This is a genomic window from Propioniciclava sp. MC1595, assembly GCF_017569205.1.
GTDB lineage: Bacteria > Actinomycetota > Actinomycetes > Propionibacteriales > Propionibacteriaceae > Propioniciclava.
The window spans coordinates 304,581-328,021 of record NZ_CP071870.1 but is presented as its reverse complement, the minus strand read 5'-3'; the positions used below and the strand labels follow the sequence as shown (position 1 = coordinate 328,021).

The 23,441-nt window shown below is 70.9% G+C and carries 20 protein-coding genes; 14 read left to right on the top strand and 6 right to left on the bottom strand.

The window, feature by feature from the left end; all coding sequences use genetic code 11:
• The 3 genes from J4N02_RS01395 to J4N02_RS01385 form a co-directional block, all read right to left on the bottom strand.
• Positions 1-1,170 carry a hypothetical protein gene (locus tag J4N02_RS01395; RefSeq protein WP_188333824.1) on the bottom strand — a complete coding sequence of 390 codons (1,170 nt, stop codon included), beginning with the start codon at positions 1,168-1,170 and terminating at the stop codon, positions 1-3.
• A complete protein-coding gene (locus tag J4N02_RS01390) occupies positions 1,167-1,673 on the bottom strand; it encodes an RNA polymerase sigma factor (protein ID WP_243760838.1) in 507 nt (168 codons plus the stop codon). The genes J4N02_RS01395 and J4N02_RS01390 overlap by 4 nt, the downstream gene beginning before the upstream one ends.
• Positions 1,674-1,738: 65 nt before the next feature.
• Positions 1,739-3,550 (bottom strand): long-chain fatty acid--CoA ligase, encoded by a 1,812-nt coding sequence (locus J4N02_RS01385; protein WP_188333823.1) that lies wholly within the window; start codon positions 3,548-3,550, stop codon positions 1,739-1,741.
• 111 nt (positions 3,551-3,661) lie between these two features.
• Here J4N02_RS01385 and J4N02_RS01380 point away from each other — a divergent pair, with 111 nt between their 5' ends.
• Both J4N02_RS01380 and J4N02_RS01375 read left to right on the top strand, forming a co-directional pair.
• Entirely contained in the window at positions 3,662-4,045 is a 384-nt protein-coding gene (locus tag J4N02_RS01380; RefSeq protein ID WP_182817962.1) for an ACT domain-containing protein, read from the top strand.
• Entirely contained in the window at positions 4,042-4,848 is an 807-nt protein-coding gene (locus tag J4N02_RS01375) for a deoxyribonuclease IV (protein ID WP_182817961.1), read from the top strand. The genes J4N02_RS01380 and J4N02_RS01375 overlap by 4 nt, the downstream gene beginning before the upstream one ends.
• Before the next feature lie 48 nt (positions 4,849-4,896).
• Here J4N02_RS01375 and J4N02_RS01370 read toward each other — a convergent pair whose 3' ends face one another.
• Positions 4,897-5,730: a substrate-binding domain-containing protein gene (locus J4N02_RS01370; RefSeq protein ID WP_182817960.1), complete on the bottom strand. Its 834-nt coding sequence runs from the start codon at positions 5,728-5,730 to the stop codon at positions 4,897-4,899.
• A gap of 466 nt (positions 5,731-6,196) precedes the next feature.
• On the opposite strand from J4N02_RS01370, the gene J4N02_RS01365 reads away from it, so the two are divergent.
• The 8 genes from J4N02_RS01365 to J4N02_RS01330 all read left to right on the top strand — a co-directional run bounded on the left by J4N02_RS01365 (position 6,197) and on the right by J4N02_RS01330 (position 14,240).
• A complete protein-coding gene (locus J4N02_RS01365) occupies positions 6,197-6,406 on the top strand; it encodes a hypothetical protein (protein WP_182817959.1) in 210 nt (69 codons plus the stop codon).
• The gene (locus J4N02_RS01360; protein ID WP_188333822.1) at positions 6,406-7,299 is read left to right on the top strand and encodes a hypothetical protein; all 894 of its coding nucleotides are present in this window, start codon (positions 6,406-6,408) and stop codon (positions 7,297-7,299) included. The genes J4N02_RS01365 and J4N02_RS01360 overlap by 1 nt, the downstream gene beginning before the upstream one ends.
• Entirely contained in the window at positions 7,296-7,901 is a 606-nt protein-coding gene (locus tag J4N02_RS01355; RefSeq protein WP_182817956.1) for an ATP-binding cassette domain-containing protein, read from the top strand. The genes J4N02_RS01360 and J4N02_RS01355 overlap by 4 nt, the downstream gene beginning before the upstream one ends.
• A 67-nt stretch (positions 7,902-7,968) precedes the next feature.
• Entirely contained in the window at positions 7,969-9,099 is a 1,131-nt protein-coding gene (locus J4N02_RS01350; RefSeq protein WP_188333821.1) for a hypothetical protein, read from the top strand.
• 73 nt (positions 9,100-9,172) lie between these two features.
• Complete coding sequence (pta, locus tag J4N02_RS01345) at positions 9,173-11,233, top strand: phosphate acetyltransferase (protein ID WP_182818211.1); 2,061 nt, start codon at positions 9,173-9,175, stop codon at positions 11,231-11,233.
• Between the two features lie 86 nt (positions 11,234-11,319).
• Positions 11,320-12,501, top strand: a complete 1,182-nt coding sequence (locus tag J4N02_RS01340; RefSeq protein WP_182818213.1) for an acetate/propionate family kinase — start codon at positions 11,320-11,322, stop codon at positions 12,499-12,501.
• Between the two features lie 80 nt (positions 12,502-12,581).
• The gene (locus J4N02_RS01335) at positions 12,582-13,349 is read left to right on the top strand and encodes an SDR family oxidoreductase (RefSeq protein WP_182818214.1); all 768 of its coding nucleotides are present in this window, start codon (positions 12,582-12,584) and stop codon (positions 13,347-13,349) included.
• Positions 13,350-13,412: 63 nt separating this feature from the next.
• Entirely contained in the window at positions 13,413-14,240 is an 828-nt protein-coding gene (locus J4N02_RS01330) for a 1-acyl-sn-glycerol-3-phosphate acyltransferase (RefSeq protein ID WP_208091063.1), read from the top strand.
• On the opposite strand, the gene J4N02_RS01325 is transcribed toward J4N02_RS01330, so the two are convergent.
• Entirely contained in the window at positions 14,237-16,786 is a 2,550-nt protein-coding gene (locus tag J4N02_RS01325) for a YhgE/Pip domain-containing protein (RefSeq protein ID WP_188333820.1), read from the bottom strand. The two genes, J4N02_RS01330 and J4N02_RS01325, sit on opposite strands and share 4 nt — an antisense overlap.
• Positions 16,783-19,488: an MMPL family transporter gene (locus J4N02_RS01320; protein ID WP_188333819.1), complete on the bottom strand. Its 2,706-nt coding sequence runs from the start codon at positions 19,486-19,488 to the stop codon at positions 16,783-16,785. The genes J4N02_RS01325 and J4N02_RS01320 overlap by 4 nt, the downstream gene beginning before the upstream one ends.
• A gap of 99 nt (positions 19,489-19,587) precedes the next feature.
• On the opposite strand from J4N02_RS01320, the gene J4N02_RS01315 reads away from it, so the two are divergent.
• The 4 genes from J4N02_RS01315 (at position 19,588) to J4N02_RS01300 (ending at position 23,436) form a co-directional block, all read left to right on the top strand.
• On the top strand, positions 19,588-20,229 hold the full coding sequence (locus J4N02_RS01315; RefSeq protein WP_182818219.1) for a TetR/AcrR family transcriptional regulator: 642 nt from the start codon (positions 19,588-19,590) through the stop codon (positions 20,227-20,229).
• A gap of 62 nt (positions 20,230-20,291) precedes the next feature.
• A complete protein-coding gene (locus J4N02_RS01310; RefSeq protein ID WP_188333818.1) occupies positions 20,292-21,473 on the top strand; it encodes an efflux RND transporter periplasmic adaptor subunit in 1,182 nt (393 codons plus the stop codon).
• Positions 21,470-22,198, top strand: coding sequence for an ABC transporter ATP-binding protein (locus J4N02_RS01305; protein ID WP_188333817.1), 729 nt, complete (start codon positions 21,470-21,472; stop codon positions 22,196-22,198). The genes J4N02_RS01310 and J4N02_RS01305 overlap by 4 nt, the downstream gene beginning before the upstream one ends.
• Entirely contained in the window at positions 22,198-23,436 is a 1,239-nt protein-coding gene (locus J4N02_RS01300) for an ABC transporter permease (protein ID WP_182818242.1), read from the top strand. The genes J4N02_RS01305 and J4N02_RS01300 overlap by 1 nt, the downstream gene beginning before the upstream one ends.
• Positions 23,437-23,441: the final 5 nt, after the last annotated feature.

Below are 23,441 nucleotides of genomic sequence, written 5' to 3'. Positions count from 1 at the left end.
TCAGCGCACCGGGCGGCAGACGTCGGTCGCCTCGTCGAGGGTCGCCAGCCAGAGCGGGCCGACGAGGAGGTCGCCGCAGGTGGCGCGGGTGGGCGTCCGGCGGGTGACCCCGTCGTCGAGGACGAAAGCGCTGCAGGCGTCCATGTTCAGCCGCACCTCGCGGGTGCCGTCGAACCGCAGCACCAGCCAGTTCCCGGTGTCGGCGCAGGTCGGGTGCGGCGGGTCGGTGGCCTCGGGGGCCGCGAGCACGGCGTCCAGGACGCCCTGGGCCTGCTCGCCGGTGAGGGCGTACGACCCGACGAGGTTCGGCCGTTCGGGCCCGCCGTACTGGCAGACCACGACCTCGGACGCCGTGGCGAGGTCCGCGACCGCGCCCAGGTCGGGCAACCCGGTGGGACTGAACGTGCGGCACCCCCGCGGGTCGTACGCGAACAACTCCGCGCTGCCGAGGATCTCGTCGGCGAGGTCGATCTGCTCAGCGGGGACCTCGACCGTGAGGTACGCCGAGCCGACCACCCGGTTCACGCGGAGCCACTCGCCGGCGGGGTCCGCCTCCACGGCGTTGTCGGTGTCGCCCGGCTGGACGCGTCGCCACGTGAGGTGGGTCTGGCGCAGCTCGTTGGGCACCGTCGCGTCGCACAGGATGTTCCGGGTCGCCCGCCCGAGCGGGTTGCGGTCGACGAACGGCGCGGACGGCCGCTGGTAGCCGGGCTCGGCGCACCAGTCGGACCCGGGCGCGAAGTCGTGGCCCCAATCGACGGGGACCTGCACGGCGGCGTCCAACATCGACTCCCAGCGCCAACCGGGCCTGGGGGCGGGCCGGTCGTCCGCGGAGGCCGGCTTCCCAGCTGCCTCGGGACCGCCGGCCGCCTGGTCGATCGGGGCCGCGCCACCCGCCGCGGGAGCGTTGGCCGGGCGGGCCTCGAAGCTCGGCGCCGACGACCCGGCGTTGAACATCGAGGACAACAGCGACGCCCCGAACGGCACTGCCAGCACCAGCACCAGGGCCGCCGCGACGAGCCCCATCCAGGGTCCCCGACGGCGCGGGGGGTCGGCAACCGCGATCCCGTGCTTGAGTCCCTCGGGGTCGAGCGGGGCGAAGTCGTGGTCGCGGTCGTGCTCGCGCAGCGCCCGGGCGAGGGCGCGTTCGGCGCGGTCGTGGTCGGTCATCGCGGGTCCTCCAGCAACTGCGTGCGGAGCCGGGTCAGCGCGCGGTGCACGTGGCTGCGCGCGGTGGCCTCCGCGCAGCCGAGCACGTCGGCGATCTCGGCGAAGGTCAGGCCCGACCAGTACCGCAGCACGACGGCCGCGCGCTGGTCGGGACCGAGGGTCTCGCACAGACGCCAGGCGGCGTCCGCGTCGGCGACCTCGTCCTCGAAGCCGGACTCCGCGGCCTGCGGCAGGTCCTCGGGAGCCTCGACAGGGGTCGAGCGGCGCGTGCGGCGCCAGCGCGAGACCGAGGCGTTCACGATCGAGCGGTGGACGTAGGCGTCCACGTCACCCCGCGCGCGCACCTCGGCGAAGCGCGGCCACAGGCCGATGAGTGCGTCCTGGACGGCGTCACGGGCGTCCTCGGGGTGGCGTGTGACGAGGTACGCGAACCGCTGGAGCGCGACGGAGCGCTCGCGCACGTACTCCTCGAACGTGTCCGCCCCCTCGCCCTGCAGCGTCACGGGCCTCTCCTCCACCAGGGTCACACCCCCATCCACGCGGCGGATGGCCCCAGCGTTGCAGAGAACTAGTGCCCGCGGCGGGCCCTTCGCTCCTGAACCTTGGCGTACATGTCCTCGATGAGCGCCGAGAAGCGCTCCTCGACCTGGCGGCGGCGCACCTTCAGCGTGGGCGTCAGGAGGCCGTTCTCCATCGTGAACTCCTCCAGCGCGACGCGGAGGTCCTTGATCTGCTCCTGGCTGGGCAGCCGTTCGGTGAGCGCGGCGACGCGGCGGCGGATCTCCTCGGTGACCTCGGGCGAGTTCACCAGCTCCGCGGCGTCCGAGAAGCGCACCTGGAGGCGCTCGGCGAGCTCCTCGAGGTGGGGCAGCGACGGGCGCACGAGCAGCGTCACGAAGGGGCGGTTGTTGCCCAGCACGACCGCGTGCTCGAACAGCGGGTCGGCCAGGATCATGCCCTCGATCGGCGCCGGGGCGATGTTCTTGCCGCCGGAGGTGACGATGATGTCCTTGATCCGGTCGGTGATGACCAGGTAGCCGTCAGTGTCGACGTAGCCGACGTCACCGGTGTGCAGCCAGCCCTCGTCGTCGACCGCGGCGGCGGTGGCCTCGGGCAGGTTCCAGTAGCCCTGCATCACGTTGGAGCCGCGGTACCAGATCTCGCCCTCGTCGGCGATCTTCACCTCGCCGCCCACGACCACGCGCCCGACCGTGCCGAACTTGAACGCGCCCGGGGAGTTGAACGACACCAGCGGCGACGCCTCGGTCAGGCCGTAGCCCTGCGAGACCAAGATGCCGGCGGCCGAGAAGAACTCCTCGATCTCCTTGCGCAGCGGGGCGCCGCCGCACGCCATCACGGTCTTGGGACCGCCGAGGGCGTCCCGGATCGACGAGAACACCAGCTTGTCCGCGATCGGCAGCTGGGCCTTCAGCCAGGCCGAGGGCTGGCGTCCCTTGCGGTAGGCGTGCTGGCTCTGCGCGCCCACGCCCATCGCCCACTCGAAGATCTTCTTCTTCGCCGGCGAGGCCGCCACCCGCTCGTGCACGGTGAGGAAGACCTTCTCGTACAGCCGCGGCACCGACACGAACATCGTGGGCCGGGCCTCGACCAACGCCTCGGCGACGGTGCGGGCGTCGGCGACGTAGGTGTTGAGGCAGCCGCCGGTGAGCACCTTGTAGGTCCAGGCGCGCTCGAGCGCGTGCGACAGCGGCAGGAACGCCAGCGAGCTGTCCTCGGGCGTCATGTCGAAGAAGGCGTCCAACGCGTCGAGTTCGAAGGTGAAGCCCCGGTGGGTCAGCGCGGCACCGCGCGGCTCACCCGTGGTGCCCGAGGTGTAGATGATCGAGGCGAGGTCGTCGCCGGACGCCTCGGCCAACCGCTGCTGCACGGTCGCGACCGCGTCGTCGCCGGCCGGCTGGGCCAGGACGTCGGCCAGCGTGCGCACCCGGTCGTCCCCGGACGCCGCGGGCTCGAAGGTCCACACCCCGCGGAGGCCGTCGAGCTGGTCCCACACCTCGGTGAGGCGGCCCAGCAGCGCAGCGGTCTCGACGAAGCCGAAGACGGCCCCGGAGTCGCCGGCGATGTGCCGCACCTGCTCGGGGGTGCTCGTCGAGTAGATCGGCACCGGCACCGCCCGGATCGTCAGCAGCGCCAGGTCGGCGATGCTCCACTCGGGGCGGTTGTTGCTCAGCAGCAGCACCCGGTCGCCCGCCTCGACGCCCTGGGCCACCAGGTGTGCGGCCAGCGCGTTCACCCGGATCGCCAGCTCGCGGTAGCTCTGCACCCGCCACCCGTCGCCGGACTTGATGCGGGTGGCCGGGCGCGACGCGTGCGTGCGCGCGGTCTCGGCGAAACGAACGGCGAGGTGCGAGGTGTCCATGGCGAGTACGTCCTTGTCATCGTGGAGTGGGTCCACCCTCCCACGCCCACGGCGTCCGGCGCACGGATCAGGGGCCACTCGCGGCGACTCCCACCTCCCTACACTGCTGCCATGGCCGGACTCACCAACCTGCACGAGATCCTCGGCGCGCTGCGCCCGAGCGTGCGCCAGGGCTCCTTCGTCTACGTCACGCTGCCCACGCCGCCGGAGGTGGAGGCGTACGCCCGCATCGTCGAGGACGAGGGCATCACGCTCGTCGTCGACCAGTCCACCGCCGACGAGCACGGCTGGGAGTACGAGGGCGTCTTCGCGTGGATCACGCTGCAGGTGCACACGTCGCTGACCTCGGTGGGCATCACCGCGGCGGTCTCGACGGCGCTGGCGCGGGTCGGCATCTCCTGCAACGTGCTCGCCGGCTACTACCACGACCACCTCCTCGTGCCGGCCGAGTCGGTCGACGAGGCCATCGACGTGCTGGGCGGTCTCGAGTCGTGACCCCCACCCAGCAGGGCTTCCACGTCGGCGCCCACGCGGACGCCGACCCGCTCGCCCACGCCGCCGCCGGCGGCTTCTCGATCATGCAGACCTTCATCGGCGACCCGCAGGCCTGGAAGGGCCACGCGGTCGACCACCCGGGCGGCGCCGAGGGCCTCAAGCAGGACGCCGCCACGGCCGGCGTGGGCCTCTACATCCACGCGCCCTACGTGATCAACGTGGCGACCACGAACAACCGCATCCGCATCCCGAGCCGCCAGATCCTGGCCCGCCAGGTGAAGCTGGCCGCCGAGGTCGGCGCCCGCGGCGTCATCGTGCACGGCGGGCACGTGTCGGCCAACGACGACCCCGCGGTCGGCTTCGACAACTGGCGCAAGGCGATCGAGGGGCTCGACCTCGAGGTGCCGATCCTCATCGAGAACACCGCCGGCGGGGCCAACGCGATGGCCCGCCACCTCGACCGCATCGCCCAGCTGTGGGACGCCATCTCCGGCGCCGAGGGCTTCGAGAACGTCGGTTTCTGCCTCGACACCTGCCACGCGCACGCCGGCGGGCTCGACCCGTCGGGGCTGGTCGACACGATCAAGGGCATCACCGGGCGCATCGACCTGGTGCACCTCAACGACTCCCGGGACGCCGCGGGCTCAGGTGCCGACCGCCACGAGGTGCTGGGGCTGGGCCAGGTCGACCCGGAGTTCCTCGTCGAGGTCGTGCGCGAGGCGAACACCGCGACGATCCTGGAGACCCCCGGTGACGCGGCCTCCCATGCCGCCCAGGTGGAGTGGTTGCGCGAGCTCCTCTGAGGCAGGCGATTTCTGTCGGTCGGCGCTCACCAAGCCGTCCGTCACCTTTCAGGCGCCGGCCAGCGGCGGCACCGACAGGGTCGTCCCGTCGATGAGGTAACCGCGGTGCAACTCGTGGCGGGCCCGGACCGGCTCGGGGGCGTCCATGAGTTGACGCATGACCTCGACGCCGCGGCGGGCCACCGTCTCGACGGGCACGCGAATCGTCGCCAACCCCAACAACGGCAGGCCGGGCGCGATGCCGTCACAGCCGGTGACCGACAGGTCGTCGGGCACGCGGACGCCAGCCTTCACCGCGATCTCGAGGAAGTGGATGGCCCGCCAGTCGCTCGGGAACATGGCGGCGGTGACGCCACCTTCCCGGGCCACCCGGATGATCTCGTCGTCGCGCTCGCCCGAGACGCCGAACTGGTGGGCCTCGAACTCCAGCACCTCGGCGCCCCGTTCCTGCAACCGCGTGACGATCGCGAGCGAGCGTCGGTTCTCGGCCGTCGACACCTCGGGGCCGGTCACGAGCACGGCCACGCGCCGATGGCCGTGGGCCACCACCCGGTCGGCGAGCAGGGCGCCGTGGGCGTCCTCGTCGTAGGAGACGGCGTGGATGCGCGGGTCCAGTTCCACGCGTCCGACCGACACGACGGGCACCGCGGACAGGAACGGCGTGAGCAGGTCGGACTGCAGCACACCGGTGGCCACGAACAGGCCTCCCACGCGCAGCCCGAGCAGGCGTTGCAGGCTGCTGGCTTCGAACTCGGCGCGCTGGGCCACCGACGGCACGACGGTCACCAGTTGCAGTTCGGCGTCGGTCGTCTCCTGCTGCAGGCGGCTGTGCAGGAGCCCGTAGGTGGGGTTGCGCGGGTCGCGCAGCAGCAGCCCGGACACCCCGTCTAAATGAAAGCGCGTTCACACTCAGTATGGGCATGACGGGTGACGTCAGGGGGCAAGTTGCGCAAACACGGCGTGAACGACTTCGGGATCTTCGGCGTCGGAGGGATACCTCCACCCAGGCCTGGGACCACAGGCCCAATGACCTCGACCGGGACTCGGGGTCCACCCGGCGGCCGATGGTGCCCTTGACCTTGCCGACGACCCCCGACGGGTCAATGCCCGAGGTGCATGCATGGCAGGCGTCGAGGAAAGACCCGACCCCGAGGCGTCGATCGTGTCGTCCTTAAGTACTAGATTGATGCTTCAACTTGACACCTTCGACGGATGCCAGTGCGCGATGCCATCCTCTACCGTCTAGGAGCCCCCAATTATGGATACAGGAGACTCAACCACATGAGCCTGGACCGCAGGGGCATCCCTGCGAAACTCCGCATCGCTGAGCCTCACTGTCGGTTCCTCCGTGGGCGCCAGCGCCAGCTCTTCTTGGCAGTCGGTGACCCAGACCAAGTACTGGTTCAACACCAATGGCGCACGGAGCGCCTCCTACCGCTCGAACATGGTGGTGGCTCCGCAGCAGGACTACCGGTCCAACACCGTTTGGATCCAGAACACTGCGTACGTGAAGTTCCGCGGGGACGCGCGGAACTGGCAGATCATCGCTTCAGCCTAGTGATCAACTTCCGTCGCGTGGTGGTCGCCATGATGGTGACCACCACGCTGCTGACCGCATGCACTTCGGCACCGGCTGCTCCGATTCAGGGGCTTCCAGGTCAAGCGCCCGCCCACCATGTTTTTCTGTTCAGGCACTCAACCAACCGCGTCATTCTCTACAACATGGGGGATGGCACTGAAGTGAAAAACGGGGACCAACCACCCCAGACCTTTCAGTATCAGTTCCCAAACGGCGGCCGACTTCTGACCAGCGGTGACAGTGAGAAATTCGGGTTCAAGCTGATCGATCGAACCAATGAGTCATTGACGACCCTGTTGGAACTCGGACCCCGTGAAGCATTGTTTCCCGTCGTCTCGTCCGACGTGAATCACATTTTTCAGCGGGTCGGCCACGATGAACGTGGAGCCCCGACCAGCGCCGTACTGATGTCATGGAGCGGCACACAGTTGACGACGCTGACCGAGCTACCCGCCAGCGCGGTCAGAGGGGCCATTCTGGGTGACCGAATCTTCGTCACCATGCCTGACCCCGTGGACGACAGCAGCTACCTTCTGGCCAGCACCTCGCTCGGCGGGGGGGATCTAGCCGTCGAGCAGCGCGGTCTCCAGACTCCGCGGTTGGCCACCTGGCGCGGGAGTCTCGTGGTCGAGGACACCGTCCCCGGAAGCGCCGCGCCCTTGCCTTGTGACTACCACTGCACGTTCCGCGAAGACCGGGGGGATGTCCTCGCGTTGGCTCCCAACTCCCAAGGCGATCTGACCCTGACCAGCGTCAACCCCTCGACGAGTGCGTCGCGCGAGCTTGCGCGGGGATCAATCATCGACTTCACGTGGGACGACACAACCACCACCGTCTACCTCGACGGCTCCACGAAAGAGGTCGAAGGGTGACTGCACGTCTTGAAGGAGTCAGCGTTACTTTTGGAGGGCGCAACGTTCTGCAGGACCTCAACCAGGAGTTCACTCCGGGGAGACCGTATGTCCTGCGCGGCCCCTCCGGAGCCGGCAAGACCACCCTCCTCAACGTTCTAGCCGGCTACGTGCCCGTCAACTCCGGGAAAGTGACCGCACCCGCCTCACGTGCCTACCTCATCCAGGAAGACCTTCTCTTCAGCGAGCTGACAGCCTTCGAGAACTTGGCCATCATCGCGTGGGCGAAGTTGAACCAGGTGTTGACACGGTCACAGGGCCTGGCCCACCTCGATGAACTCCACGTGGGTTCGCTCGTCGACACGAAGGTCGCGACCCTGTCCGGCGGTGAACGACGACGCGTGGAACTGGCCGCGCTCCGCCTCTCCGAACCCGAACTCATCCTGGTGGATGAACCCACTGCGAACTTGGACGTGGACAACCGGCGCCGCGTGTACGAAGGTCTCTGGAACATGCACCCGGGCCGAATCCTGGTGGTGGCCACCCACGATGCCGAGATCCCGTGGCCCTCCCCTGATTGGACGCGACTGGATCTCGAGGATGGACGTCTCCGTGTCTCGTAGCCCTTTGACAATCGCGGTGACTCGCTCGCGTCGCTACCTCACGACCGCGACCCTTCTCCTGGTCGGCGTGACCATCACCTTGGTATCTGTTCTCTCAGTGGCCCAACACAGCCTCCAGCGAGTTCGGTCGGACTTCACTGACAACATTCTGGCCCGCGTGATGACGGTGACACAGTCCTTCGGGACTGATGGATTGCAGCCCCTCAACCGCGCCGCCGTGCAGTCCATTGAGACAGTTGCTGCCGTTGGAACCCAGGTTCCCGGGTTCACGGCCGTCCAGTTCGAACTGGGTGGAGGCGTGGAGGACGAGCGCGGCCGGGTCCGCCACGTGCTGGGAGTCGACGACGATGGCTCACGCCTCTTCGGCCTCCCGGACACCCCGGCCACGGTCGCCTTCGCCCTTGACGGCTCCACGGGGGCAACCTCTCTGCGCATCCCCGTGGTGGAGGTGGGCGACGATGGCTACACGGCTCACGACTCCCGCACCATCGGGCTCACTTTGGAGGCCGTCCCCAACCCAGATGCGGCAACCTACCTTCTGGGCGGACACACTGAGGGCATCATCTTGGTGCGCGAAGACACCTTTCGACACATCACCGAACTGTCGTTCGGGCAGGACTGGGACGGCGTCCTCGCTCGGTGGAATGCTGGGGAACTACCCATGACGCCCCTGGTCGGAGCTGTCCATGTGGTCCCCGATCAACTGGATCAGGTCGAGCCAGTTGCGCAACGCCTGCGTGCCGCCGGTTTTGCGCCGCGCTATGCCCTGGCAGCGTTCAATGATCTGGACGTGAGTCTTTCCGCACAGGTGACCGCGGCGCTGACCCTTGCGTCCATCCTGTTCCTCGGAGCTGGAGTTTACTTCCTGGCTACTTGGCGTACGTACGTGAGACTCGCCCGGCGCGACATGGGCATCCTGCGTCACTGGGGGGCTGACACGCGCGAGATCAGTCGGGCCTACGCACAGGTCCTACGCCGATCCCTTCTGTGGGCGTTGGCTGTCGGAATCGTCGTGTCCCTCGTGGCCACCACTCTGGCGATGGGTCCCGTCGGCGGCCTCACAGCAACGGGGCTCAACGTCGCGCTGCTCCTCATCCTGTTCTGCTCGGTCTGGTACATCGGGGAACGCTGGATCCTGGCGAAGCCATTGAGCGAGCCCATCCTCGAACTCCTGCGGAAGAACCGTGAGTTCCAGTGAGCCAGGGAGGGCGGCGGCCCACGAGGGGCGAGCGCGATGCGCGCTGGACGCCGACGCCCGGTAACCTGACCCCGTGACTCGGAGCATCTATGTGATGGCGCCCGAGGGCCAGACAGGGAAGTCGGTCGTCGCCCTCGGCATCGTTGACGCGCTGACGCGCGAGGTTGAGTCGGTTGGGGTGTTCCGGCCGATCATCAAGGGCACGGAACCGGACCAGATCCTGACCGCGCTCCTCCGCCAGCCGGCCGTCCAGCAGGAGTACGACGAGTCGTACGGCGTGACGTACCAGGACGTGCGTCGCGACGCCGACGAGGCCCTGGCCACCATCGTGCGGCGCTACGGCGAGGTCGCCGGGCACTTCGACGCCGTGGTGATCCTGGGCTCGGACTACCGCGACGCCCTCGGCGCCCCCGAACTCGGCCTGAACGCCCGCATCGCCGCCAACCTCAACGCGCCCGTCGCCTTCTGTGTCTCGGCCCGCGGCCGCAGCCCCGAGGAGGTCGTGCAGTACGCGCGCAGCTCCCTGGAGGAGCTCAAGAAGCACCACGCCACGACGATCGCGGTCATCCCGACCCGCGTGCCGACCGGCCACGAGGCCGAGTACGCCAACGCGGTCCGTGCCGCCTGGCCCGACGTCGTGGCCGGCGTCATCCCCGACCATCGGGTGCTCGCCGCCCCGCTGCTCGGCGCGCAGGTCAAGGCCGTCGAGGGACGCCTCATCGTCGGGCGCGACGACATGCTGCAGCACGACAGCCAGACCGTGATCGTCGGCGCCATGACGCTGCCCAACCTGCTGGCCCGCCTCGAGCCCGAGGCGACGGTCATCATGCCGGGCGACCGCACCGAGATGATCCCGGGCCTGCTCATGGCCCAGACCTCGGGCGCGTTCCCGCAGCTGGCCGGCCTGATCCTGACCGGTGGCTACGCGGTGCCGCACTCGATCCAGCAGCTCATCACGTCGGTGCCGCACGAGCTGCCCATCGCCATGACCGAGCTGGGCACGTACACCACGGCCGAGCGCCTGTTCCGCCTCGAGGGCATGATGACCAGCTCCGACCGCAAGACCGAGCTGGGCCGTCGCCTGTTCTCCGAGTTCGTGGACGCCGGCGCCCTGCTGGGTGCCATGCACGTCGACCGCGCCGAGATCCGCACGCCGGTCATGTTCGAGTACCAGCTCAACGAGATGGCCCGCCGTGACAAGCGCCGGATCGTGCTGCCGGAGTCGGGCGACGACCGCATCCTGGAGGCGGCGTCCATCGTGCTGCGCCGCGGCACGGCCGACATCATCCTGCTCGGCGACCCGACCGAGGTGAAGGCCCACGCGCTGGCGTCCGGCTACTCGCTCGAGGGTGCCGAGATCATCGACATGGCCACGCCCGAGCTGGTGGAGCGGTTCTCCGAGGAGTACATGCGCCTCCGCGCCGCCAAGGGCGTCACGGTCGAGCAGGCCAAGGAGAAGATGGCCGACCCGAGCTACTTCGGCACGATGATGGTCCACCTGGGCCTGGCCGACGGCATGGTGTCGGGCGCGGCGAACACCACCGCCAACACCATCCGCCCGAGCCTGGAGTTCGTGAAGACCAAGCCGGGCGTCTCGGTGGTCAGCTCCAGCTTCCTGATGTGCATGTCCGACCGCGTCGACGTGTACGGCGACTGCGCCGTGAACCCCGACCCGACCGCCGAGCAGCTCGCCGACATCGCGATCAGCTCCGCGCAGACGGCCGTGGCGTTCGGCATCGAGCCGCGCGTGGCGATGCTGTCGTACTCGACCGGCTCGTCCGGCGCGGGTGCCGACGTGGACAAGGTACGCGAGGCGACCGACCTGGTCCGCCTGCGGGCGCCGCACCTGAAGGTGGAGGGCCCCATCCAGTTCGACGCCGCCGTCGACCCCGACGTCGGCTCGAAGAAGATGCCGGGTTCGGACGTGGCCGGTCAGGCGACCGTGTTCATCTTCCCCGACCTCAACACGGGCAACAACACCTACAAGGCCGTGCAGCGGTCGGCGGGTGCGCTCGCGGTCGGTCCGGTCCTGCAGGGCCTGAACAAGCCGGTCAACGACCTGTCGCGTGGCGCGCTGGTGGACGACATCGTCAACACCATCGCCATCACCGCGATCCAGGCGCAGAACAACTGATCCACCCGAGGGGCCGGACGACGGGGTCCGGCCCCTGCACCACCCACGAGTCCGGACGCGTCGCGGCCCGGGGTTAGGAGCCACCCATGAGCATGGACATCCTCCTGTTGAACGCAGGGTCGTCCTCGATCAAGTACCAGGTCATCGACATGGCCGACGAGCGGGTCATCGCGACCGGCCTCATCCAGAAGATCGGCGGCACGGGCAGCACGCTCGAGCACACCGTCGGCGGCGAGGAGTTCACGGTCACCCAGGACTTCGCCGACCACGAGGAGGCCCTCGCGGCGATGACGTCGATGTTCGACGCCCACGGCCCGAAGATGGCCGACATCAAGGCCGTCGGCCACCGCACCGTGCACGGCGGCGACGAGTTCGACCACACCGTGCTCATCGACGACAAGGTGATCGACACCCTGATCCGCCTCTCGCCGCTGGCCCCGCTGCACAACCCGCCGGGCATCACCGCCATCCGCGCGGCGCAGCACATCCTGCCCGAGGTGCCGCACGTGGCGATCTTCGACACCGCCTTCTTCGCGCACCTGCCCGCCGAGGCGTACAGCTACGCGATCGACGTCGAGACGGCCAAGCGCCTGAAGATCCGACGCTACGGGTTCCACGGCACGAGCCACAACTACGTGTCGCACAAGATGGCCGAGGTGCTCGGCAAGCCCTACGACGAGCTCAAGATGATCGTCTGCCACCTCGGCAACGGCGCCTCGATCTCGGCGATCAAGGACGGCCAGCCGGTCGAGACCTCGATGGGCCTCACCCCGCTGCAGGGCCTGATGATGGGCACCCGCTCGGGAGACATCGACCCCGGCATCCACGCCTACCTCTACCGCTCGGGCATGACGATCGACGAGATCGACAACCTGCTCAACAAGAAGTCGGGCCTGCTGGGCATGTCGGGCTCCAACGACATGCGCGACGTGGGCGACAAGGCCGCCGCCGGTGACGAGGCCGCGCAGCTGGCCCTCGACGTGTACGTGCACCGCCTCGTGTCGTACATCGGCTCCTACATGGCGATCCTCGGCGGCGTGGACGCCGTGGCCTTCACCGCCGGCGTCGGCGAGAACGCCGCGGCCATCCGCGAGGCCGTGGTGACGCGCCTGCACAACCTCGGCTTCCACCTGGACGCCGAGCGCAACGCCGTCCGCTCCAAGGAGCCGCGCCTCATCTCCACCGACGACTCGCCGGTGAAGGTGCTCGTGGTGCCGACCAACGAGGAGCTCCAGATGGCGCGCGAGGTCAAGGCCGTCGTCGCCTGATCCTCCGCCGTTCACATCCGGCCGCCGTCGTCACCCTCGGGTGGCGGCGGCGGTTCGGCGTCCCCGGGTAGGTTGAACACATGACCACCGCCCTCGTCACCGGCGCGACCGCCGGCATCGGCGCCGAGTTCGCCCGCCAGCTGGCCGCCCGCGGCGACGACCTGGTCCTCGTGGCGCGTGACCGCGAGCGCCTCGACGCGCTGGCCGCCGAGCTGTCCGCGGCCCACGGCGTCCGGGTGGAGGTGCTGGGCGCCGACCTGGCCGACCGCGCGCAGGTGGCCACGGTGGCCGACCGCCTCGCCGATCCCGACAACCCGATCGACCTGCTCGTGAACAACGCCGGTTTCGGCACCACGACCACGCTCGACGACCCCGACACCGCCCAGCAGGAGCAGGCGCTCGACGTCATGGCCGTCGCCCCGATGGTGCTCGGCGCGGCCGCGGGCGCGGCGATGCGCGCCCGGGGGCATGGCCGCATCATCAACGTCGCCTCGCTCAGCGCGTGGATCACCCAGAGCGGCTACTCGGCGGTGAAGGCGTACACGAAGGTCTGGTCGGAGGGCCTCGCGGGCGACCTCGCCGGCAGCGGTGTCACCGTCACGACGCTGTGCCCGGGCTGGGTGCGCACCGAGTTCCACCAGCGGGCGGGCATGGGCGCGTCGGGCATCCCCGACTGGGTGTGGGTGGACGCCGAGCGGTGCGTCCGCGAGTGCTTGGCCCACGCGGAGGCCGGCAAGGTGTTAAGCATCCCGACCAAGCGGTGGAAGCTGGCGGCGTTCGCGCTGCAGCACGCCCCCCGGCGCGCGGTGTACGCGATCAGCGCCCGCGCCGCCCGCATGCGCACCTGACCTGCGCCGACGGCGCCGCGGTGGTGCACAATGGCAGCGTCGAACAGCGAGGAGACACCTGACGTGGGCAAGGACGATCTGGGCAAGTACTCAGACACCCCGCAGGCCATCGCACGCTTCGTGGCCCAGCAGTTGATCATGAAGCCGTACGTGTGGTCGGCGTTGTCGGTGCACATCCACGGCGATCGCCACCTGAAGGAGCTGAACGCGCCCTTCATCGTGATCGCGAACCACTCCAGCCACGTGGACACCACGGTGATCTACGGCGCGCTCCCCCGCCGACTGTCCCGCAACCTCGCCGCCGGTGCCGCCGCCGACTACTTCTTCAAGAAGAAGACCTCCGCCCTGGGCACCCGCATCTTCTTCAACGCCTACCCCGTCGACCGCGGCGGCATGCGTGGCCACGCGGGCCTGTCGGGCCGGTTGCTCGATGACGGCGTACCGCTGCTGATCTTCCCCGAGGGCACCCGCTCGCGCACCGGCGCGATGGCCAAGTTCAAGATGGGCGTCTCGGCGCTGTCGATCCAGCACGAGGTGCCGGTCCTGCCGATCGCGCTCGTGGGCGCCTACGCCGCCATGCCGTACGGGCAGAAGCTGCCGGTACCGGGGCGTCCGACGGTGCACGTGGTGTTCGGCCCGCCGATGCGCGCCCTGCCCGGCGAGACCGTACCGCGCTTCAACGAGCGGCTGTACAACAAGGTCATCGAGCTGCACGACACGACGGCGCGGGCGTACGGCATGCCGACGCAGTCCGACTTCTGGCGCTCGGTCGCGCTCAAGGACGCCGCGAAGAAGGCCAAGTCGAAGGCGGACGCCGAGGCCGCCGACGTCGACGAAGAGGCCACGGAGGACGGCGCCGCCGGGACGACCGGCGACGCCCCCAACGACTAGCCCTTCACCACCGCGGCGAGCGGCACGGTCCGCGAGCGCGCGACCGAGGCGGCGGCGGCCCCGAGGGCCACGATTCCCCAGCCGACGAGCACGAAGACCGGGATGGCCACCCCGGTGCCGGTCGAGACCGCACGCACGGCGTCCAGCGCCGGGGACACCGGCGAGAGCGACCGCAGCGCGGAGAACAGTCCGGGCGCGGTGGACGTCGTGGCCGTCACGGCCGTGACCAGCGCCATCGCCAGGGCGGCGATGCGCCCGCCGTTGCCGAACAGGGCCGCCAGCGCGTGGTTGACCGCGGCGAACGCGGCGCCGGCGACGAGCATGACGAGGCCGAGCAGCACCCCCTCGCCCCAGGTCAGCTTGAGCGCCACCGCGCCGAGCACGGTGAGCAGCACCGCCTGCGCGGCGACGATGCCCAGGCCCGGCAGGAACGCGCGCCCGAACAGGGCGCCGGTCCCGGCGGTCGACAGCGCGGCGCGGCGCGACAGGCCCGGCAGCGCGGCGAAGGTCGCCAGCGCGCCCACCCACAGGGTTGAGGCGAGCAGCAGGCTCACCCACGCGAGGTTCGGCCGCACGAGCGACGACAGCCCGTCGGTCGAGACCGGCGAGGCCACGACGCCCGCGAGCTGGTCGCGCTCGGCCTCGGTGTAGGTCGGGATGTCACCCGCGCCCGAGGCGACTCCGTCGGCGAGCTCCTGGGTGCCGTCCGCGAGGGCGCCGGCACCGTCGGCGAGCTGGCCGAGGCCACCCGCGAGCAGGGACGCCCCGCCCGCGGCCTGGTCGATGCCGCCCGTGTACTGGTCGACGCCCGAGGACAGCTGGCCGAGGCCGTCGGCGAGCAGGCGGGCGCCGCCGGCGGCCTGGTCGACGCCGCCGGTGTAGGCGTCCACGCCTCCGCTGAGCTGGGTGAGCCCGCCCGCGAGGCCGGTGACGCCGTCGGCGAACGCGTCGGTGCCGTCGGCGAGCCCGCGGGCTCCGCCGGCGAGCTGGTCGGCGCCGCCCACGAGCTGGGTCGCGCCGTCGGCGAGCTGGTGCCCGCCCTCGGAGAGTTGGGTGCCGGCGCCGATGAACTGGTCGAGCAGGGCGAGCACCTCGGCCTTGGCGATCGGGGTGCCCTCGGGGATGGAACCCTGCAGGGCCTCGAGCTCGGCCTGGACCCGCGGCGCCCACGCGACCATCTCGGTCGACGCGGCGGAGATCTGGTCGAGCAGCGCGAGGATCGCGGTGCCGGCGTCCTTCAGGTCCACGGCCTGCACGGCGAGGTCGCCGGCGTCCGTGGAGACCGGGGCGAGGGCGTCCGCGACCTGCTGACCGGCGGCGGCCACGCCCTGCTGGTAGGCGGTGCACGCCTCCTCGGACAGGCCCTCGGGGCAGGTGCCGGTGCCGGCCGCGAGCGCGGCCGCCCGCTCGGCCGCGGCGGTCACGCCGGCGCGCACGCCGGCGGCGTCGTCGGCCAGGCCCATGGCCTCCTTGACCCAGGTGCGGGCCTCCGCGACGAAGGCCTGGACGCGTGCGTCGAATGCGATCGCGCGCTCGGTCAGCTGGGTGACCGACGCGGCGGCCTCCTCGAGCCAGCCGGCCCACTCGGGGATCCGGTCCAGCGCCGCGCGCAGCGGCGTGAGCAGGCCGTTCACCGCGCCGGTGTACTGGGTGACGCCGTCGGCGTAGGTGGCCACGCCGTCGGCGTAGGTCTGGGCGCCGGTCGCGTAGGCGTCGGCACCGTCGGCCCACTGCCGGGTGCCGTCGGCGAGCTGGGACGCCCCGCCGGCCAGCTGGTCGGCACCCGAGCTCGCGGCCCGGACGCCGTCGCGCAGCTGCGCCGACCCCGCCGAGGCGAGGCCGAGGCCGTCGGCGAGCGCCTTGGCGCCCGAGGCCGACTGGGCCGCGCCGCTGCGCAGCTGGGGCGAACCGGCCGAGGCCAGGTTGAGGCCCTCGGACAGCGCGAACGCGCCGTCGGCCGACTGGTAAGCGCCGTCGGAGAGCTGGTTCGCGCCGTCGGCGAGCTGGGCGGTGCCGTCGACCATCTCGAGCATCTGGGCCGACATCTGGTTGAAGCCGATGTAGATGTTCTTCAGGTACTCCCCGGTCAGGAACCGGTTGAGCGCGTTCGCGGCGGCGTCGGCGATGGTCTGGCCCAGCGCGGTCTCGTCGAGGCCGGCCACGGGCGAGGTCTCGACGTGGATCGTGGCCTGGCGCGCCTCGCTGGCCTCGCCCCCGAACGACGTCGCGGCTGCGGAGAACTCCTTCGGGATGGTCACGACGGCCGCGTACCGGCCGGTGCGCAGGCCCTCGGCCGCCTTCTCCTCGGTCGCCATGACCCAGTGGAAGTTCTGCTCACGGTCGGAGTCGACCAGCTCGGCCACGAACTGGCGTCCGAGCGGCATCATCTGGCCGTTGACCTCGACCATCTCGTCGTTGTTCACGACGGCGGCCTGCACGCCGCGCAGGCCGGTGTCGGCGTGGGCCGTGCCCCACAGGAAGCCGCCTGCGACGAGCAGGGGCACCAGCAACAGGGCTAGCCAGGTGGTCCAGCGGGAGCGTTTCATCGGGTACCTCCAACGAGGGCAGGGGTGCGTGCGGGGTCGAGCGCGGCCAGGGTGTCCGCGTCGTCGCCCGCCAGGACGAGGGTGATGTCGGGGTCGGACGCCAGCCGCTCGACCACGGCGCGGGCCGGGCCGGTGAGCCGGTCGACGTCGTCGACGGCGACCAACTCGACGGTGCGCTTCTCCGGATCGGCGGAGGCGACCCGCTCGAGGAGCCGCTCGGCGTCGGGGTTGGTGCCGTCGAGCCACAGGGCGTGGCGGCGGAGCTCCCCGGCCTGCTGGGGCAGGACCAGGCCGAGGACCTTGAGCTCGCCGGAGGTGAGCGCGAGGCGTCCGGTGAGGGCCAGGGTGAGCGCGCGACGCGAGGCGGGCGGCCCGTCGAGGACGAGCGTGCGCCCGCGGGCCACGTCGACGTCGACGCCCTCGAACAGCTCGGTGTCGGGCGTGGCCGCGCCGAGCCCCTGGCCGTAGATCGCGTGCTTCGCGCCGGGGTGCGGCCAGTCGGCCAGGGAGAGCTGGTGGACGATGGCCTCGCCCTCGGCGTCCATCTCGGGGAGGCGGCGGTCGAGCCACGCCGGCAGCCACCAGGCTCCGCTGCGGAGCATCTTCATGATCGCCGGGCCGAGGGTCATGCGGACGAGGAAGGCGTCGATCGCCACGCCGACGGCCAGGCCGAGGGCAATGGGCTTGATGACGCCGCTGCCCGCGGGGACGAAGAACGCGAAGACGCTGACCATGATGATGGCGGCCGCGACCACGACCTTGGCGGAGTGGACGAAGCCCTCCTCGGTCGGGTTGGTGCGGTTGCCGTGGACGTACTCCTCGCGCATGCGGGAGGTGAGGAAGATCTCGTAGTCCATGGCGAGGCCGAACAGGATGCCCATCAGGATGATCGGCAGGAACGAGATCACCGGGATCGCCTCGGGGAGGTTGATGATCTCCTTGCCCCAGCCGAGGTTGAACACCAGCGTGGTGATGCCGAAGGCCGCGCCGACGCTGAGCAGGTAGCCCAGGGCCGCCTTGACCGGCACGACGAGCGAGCGGAACACGACCGTGAGCAGCACCAGCGACAGGCCGACCACGAACAGCGAGAACGGCAGCAGGGCGCCGGCCAGCTGGGCGGAGACGTCCAGCGCGACGGCCGTGTAGCCCGTGATCGCCATGTCGACGCCGCGGTCGGCGCGCCACGTGTCGGTGAGCGCCTGCAGGTTGTGGACCAGCTGGCTGGTCGCGGGGTCGTCGGGCCCGGTGGTCGGGATGACCTGGATCAGGGCGGTGTCGGCGTTCGGGTTGGGGACGGCCATGGCGACGAGCTTCACGCCGGGCACCTGCTCGACCTCGTCGGCCAGCTCGGTGACCAGGCCCATCGGGTCGGTGGACTCGACGATCGGGCCGGTGATGACCAGCGGGCCGTTGTAGCCGGCGCCGAAGCGCTCGGTGATGAGGTCGAACGTGATGCGGTCGGGCGCCCCGGGCGGGTTCTGGCCCGAGTTGGGCAGGGCCAGCTTGAGCTGCGTGGCCGGCAGCGCCAGCGCGCCGAGCATCGCGATGACCGCGAGGATGGTGAGCAGCGGCACCTTGGTGATCACGCGCACCCACCAGCGGGATGCCCGCGTCCAGGCGTCCGGCTTGGCGTGCTGCTCGATCGGACGCCCCTCGGCCATGGCCAGGCGCGCCTCCTTGGGGCGGATGCGGTCGCCGGCGAAGCCGAGCATGGCGGGCAGCAGCGTGAGCGCCAGCGCCACCTCGATGGCGACCGCGACGGCGGAGAAGACGCCCATGATGCCGAGGAAGGGGATGCCGGCGACGCTGAGGCCGACCAGCGCCACGATGACGGTGGAACCGGCGACGACGACGGCCGATCCCGCTGTGGCGGTAGCGCGGGCGGCCGACTCCTCGGCGTCCATGCCTGTGGCGAGCTGGTCGCGGTGGCGGCTCACAATGAACAGGGAGTAGTCGATGCCGACCGCCAGCGCGAGCATCAGGGCCAGCAGCAGCGTGGTCGACATGATGGGGATGACCCCGGCCGCGATCACGATGATGAGGACCGCCACCCCGGCGCCGACCAGCGCGCTGATCACGGGCATCAGGGCCGCGCGGAGCGACCCGAGGACGACGAGCAGCACGATGATCGCGATGCCGACGCCGATCGCCTCGATGGCGGAGATGTGCGGCATGGACACGGAGAACAGGTCGCCACCGACGTGGACCTCGCCGCCGGGGATGGCCTCCTGCAGGTCGGCGCCCGCCTCGACCAGCATCTCGCGCTGGGCGTCGGTGAGGTTGGACGGCCCGAGGCCCTCCTTGGCGCGGACGTTGATGAGCGCGGCGGTCTCGTCGTCGCTGATCAGTCCGTCGACGTACTCGAAGAAGGGCGACTGCGCCATCTCGACCCAGTCGAGCTCCTCCAGCAGCGGCAGCTCGTCCTCGATCGCCTGCTTGATGGCGGGGTCGGTGACCTTCTGCCCCTCGGGCGCGAGGACGACCATGTTGGCCGAGCTCAGCGCCGCCTCGGGGAACGTCATGCGCAGGCCGTCGAGGGCCACCTGGGACGACGCGCCCGGGATGTCGAACTCGTCGTTGAAGGAGCCGCCCACGGCGAGCGCGAGGCCGCCGAGGACGACGAGGATGGCGAGCCAGGCCGCCACGACGCGCTTGCGTGCGCGCCACGAGGCTCGGGCGAGCCGGTAGATCCAGGTGGACACAGGGCACCCTTCGATACAGGAATGTATTGAATACGATACTGTATCGATCGTCCCCCTCAAAACCTGTTGCGGGTTAGGGTGGACCGACGAGGAGGAGACGTGACCGAGACCCTGACGGCTCGCCGCGCGGCCACGCGCGACCGGCTCGTCGACGCCGCGATCCGGGTGTTCGCCGAGAAGGGCGTGCTCGGGGCGTCGGTCGAGGAGATCTGCGAGGCCGCGGGCTTCACCCGGGGCGCGTTCTACTCCAACTTCTCCAGCAAGGACGACCTGTGCATCGCGGTGCTGGATCGGCAGATCTCCGACCAGATGTCCGCCCTCGACAAGGCGCTGGCCGCCGTCGACATAGCGCCCACCACCGACATCGACGCGCTCATGCGCGTGGCGCTCGAGATGTTCTTCGCCTCCCGACCCACCGACCGCGACTGGGTGCTGACCGGCCAGGAGCTGCGCCTGCACGCCGCGCGCTCCCCCGAGCTCGCGCTCGCCTACCGCGAGACCCACCGCCGCGGAACCGAGGCCGTCGCCGGGGCGATCAGCCACGCACTGTCGACGCTCGGCTACGAGCTGGCCGTCACCGGCCCCGAGGCCGTCGGGGCGCTGCACGCGGTGCACGACCACGGGATGCTGGGCAACCTCATCGGCGTCGACCCCGCCGACGGCGACCTGACGCTGAACCTGCTGCCGAGCGTGCTGAAGGCACTCATCCGTAAGTCGGGCGGGCCTCAGCCCCAAGGCTGACGCCCGGGGTCCCGTCCTGGGGGAGGATGCGGTTGCCACCTCCGAACCGAATGGACGCCCCCGTGTCAGAGATCCAGTCGCCGCCGCCCCCGGCACCGACCCCGCCCCCCGCCCCGAAGCGCCGCCGCCGGACCATCCTGTTCGTCGTGCTGGGCGTCGTGCTCGTCCTGCTCCTGGCCCTCGCCTGGGTGGTGCAGTCCTTCCTCGCGAGCATGGCCGCCTTCTCCGAGGGGGGTGGCCAGAACGAGGTGCAGGTGATGCGGATCGACCTCGCCCCGACCGTCACCCTCGCGGGCACCATCGCCCCCACCCAGCGGCTCGACCTGTCCTTCACCAGCGACGGCGAGGTCACCAGCGTTCCCGTCGCCGTGGGCGACAGCGTGACGCGCGGCACGGCGCTGGCGTCCATCGACGACGCCGACCTGCGGGCCGCGGTGAGCGACGCCACCGCCGAGGCCACCGCCGCCCGGCAGGACTACAACTCCGCCCGCCGCACCGGCCCCGCGGCCGCCGTGACGGCCGCCCGGTCGGCGCTCAGCCTCAAGGAGCAGGCGCTCAAGGACGCGCAGGCCGCCCTCGAGAAGGCCACGCTCGTCTCCACCATCGACGGCGTCGTCGCGGCCGTGAACGTCAAGGTCGGCGACCGCATCGGCGACGGGGCGTCCGCCCCCGCCGGTTCCGGGGGCTTCGACCCGATGGGCATGGGCGCCCCGGCCGGCGGTGGCTCGGACACCGGCGCCGCCGTCGTGGTCATCTCCCGCACCTTCCAGGTCGACGCCTCCGTCGGCAGCGCCGAGCGGCCGCTCGTGACCAAGGGCATGCAGGCCACCGTCCGCGCCTCCTCCAGCCGGACGCCCCTGCCCGGCAAGGTCAGCGCCGTCGGCGTCATCGCGACCTCCGCGCAGGGGGACCGCCCCACCGCGGCCACCTTCCCCGTGACCATCACCCTCGACGGCGAGCCCGCCGACATCTTCACCGGCGGGGCCGCCACCGTCGACCTGGTCGGCGAGGGCCGCACCGGGGTCCTCGCCGTCCCGCTCGGCGCGCTGCTCAACGGCGGCCAGGGCACGGAGGACTCGGTCCTCGTCCGGCGCGACGGCGCCGACCCGCAGCCCGTCCCGGTCATGCTGGGCACCCGTCAGGGCGACCTGGTCGAGGTCGTCTCCGGCCTCGACGAGGGCGAAACGGTCCTCGTGATGGGCGGCATGGCATCCCTCGGCCCGGTCGAGGAGAAGCCGCGATGAGCGTCACCGAGCCGCTCGCGGACGCCGCGCCGGTCCCCGTCCTCCAACTGCGCAACGTCTGGAAGACCTACCGCGGCGACGGCGTCGAGGTGCACGCCCTGCGCGGGGTCGACCTCGACGTGCAGGCCGGCGAGTACGTGGCGATCATGGGACCCTCGGGTTCGGGCAAGTCGACGCTGATGAACGTCATCGGCTGCCTCGACGTCGCCTCCCACGGCCAGTACGTCCTCGACGGCGAGGACGTCGCCCACCTCACCGACAACGAACTGGCCGACATCCGCAACGAGCGGATCGGCTTCGTCTTCCAGCAGTTCAACCTCCTGACCAGCCAGCCCGCGTGGCGCAACGTCGAGCTCCCCCTCTGGTACGCCCGGGTGAAGGCCGGCGTCCGCAAGCAGCGCGCACTGGACGCCCTCGCCCGCGTCGGCCTCGCGGACCGCGCCCACCACAAGCCCGGACAGCTCTCCGGGGGCCAGCAGCAGCGCGTCGCCATCGCCCGCGCGCTCGTCACCGACCCGGCGCTGATCCTGGCCGACGAGCCCACCGGCAACCTCGACTCGGTGTCGACCGCCGAGATCCTCGACCTGCTCGACGAGCTGCACCGGTCGGGCCGCACCATCGTGCTCATCACCCACGAGGCCGAGGTCGCCGCCCGCGCCCAGCGCGTCGTGCGCGTCTTCGACGGCCGCATCGCCTCCGACGAGCCCGGGGGGTGGACGCCGTGATGACCTGGTGGGAGACCTTCCGCATCGCGCTGGACGCCATCGTGGCCCATCGGGTGCGCTCGATCCTGACCACGCTCGGCATCACGATCGGCATTGCTGCGGTGACCCTGTCGGTCGGACTGGCCCAGGGCGCCTCGTCGGCGGTCACCAGCAGCATGGGCGACCTCGGCTCCAACATGCTCACCGTGATGGGCGGCTACTACGGCCCGGTTCCGGCCGACGGCATGATGATGGCCCCGACCGAGCAGGTGCCCCTCACCGTCGCGGACGCCGACGCCCTGGCCGACCGCTCCGTCGCCCCCGACATCGCCGGCGTCGCCCCGGTGATCAACACCGGCTTCGAGCTGACGGCCGGGGACAAGGTCGCCGGCACCAACGCCGAGGCGACCACGACGAGCTGGCTGTCCGTGCGGAGCCGCACGCTGGCGTCCGGCCGCTTCTTCACCGACGAGGAGTACGCCGACGCCGCGCCGGTCGTGGTGCTCGGCACCCAGGTCGCGGAGCAGCTGTTCGGCGACCCGTTCTCGGCCGTCGGCCAGATGGTCTCGGCCAACGGAAGCAGCTTCCGGGTGATCGGCGTGCTGACGGGCGAGGGCAGCGTCGGCGGCATGATGGGCGCCGACGACATGGCCGCGATCCCGATGACCACCTACCGCGAGCGGCTGGCCTGGGGCGACGACCCGGTGTCGGCCATCTACGTGCAGGCCGCGTCGGTGGAGAAGCTGCCGCAGGCCTACCAGGAGACCGAGGCCCTCCTGCTCGGACGCCGCGGCGTCACCTCGCCCGACCAGGGCGGCTTCATGATCATGGCCCAGCAGTCGCTCGTCGACGCGATGGCCGAGGTCACGAACGCACTCACCCTGCTGCTCGGCGGCATCGCGGCGATCTCGCTGGTCGTCGGCGGCATCGGCGTGATGAACATCATGCTGGTGTCGGTGTCCGAGCGCGTCCGCGAGATCGGCCTGCGCAAGGCGCTCGGCGCCCGCCGCCGCACGGTGCTGCTGCAGTTCCTCACCGAAGCCGCCCTGCTCGCCCTCGTCGGCGGCATGTTCGGCCTGCTGCTCAGCGGCGGCGTCGCCTGGCTGATCACGGCGGCCACCCAGTTCCCCATCCCGGTGTCGGTGCCGACGGTGCTGATGGCGCTCGGCGTCTCGGCGACCATCGGCATCATCGCCGGGGTCTACCCCGCGTCGCGGGCGGCCCGGCTCGCCCCCATCGACGCCCTCCGTCGCGAGTGAGGACC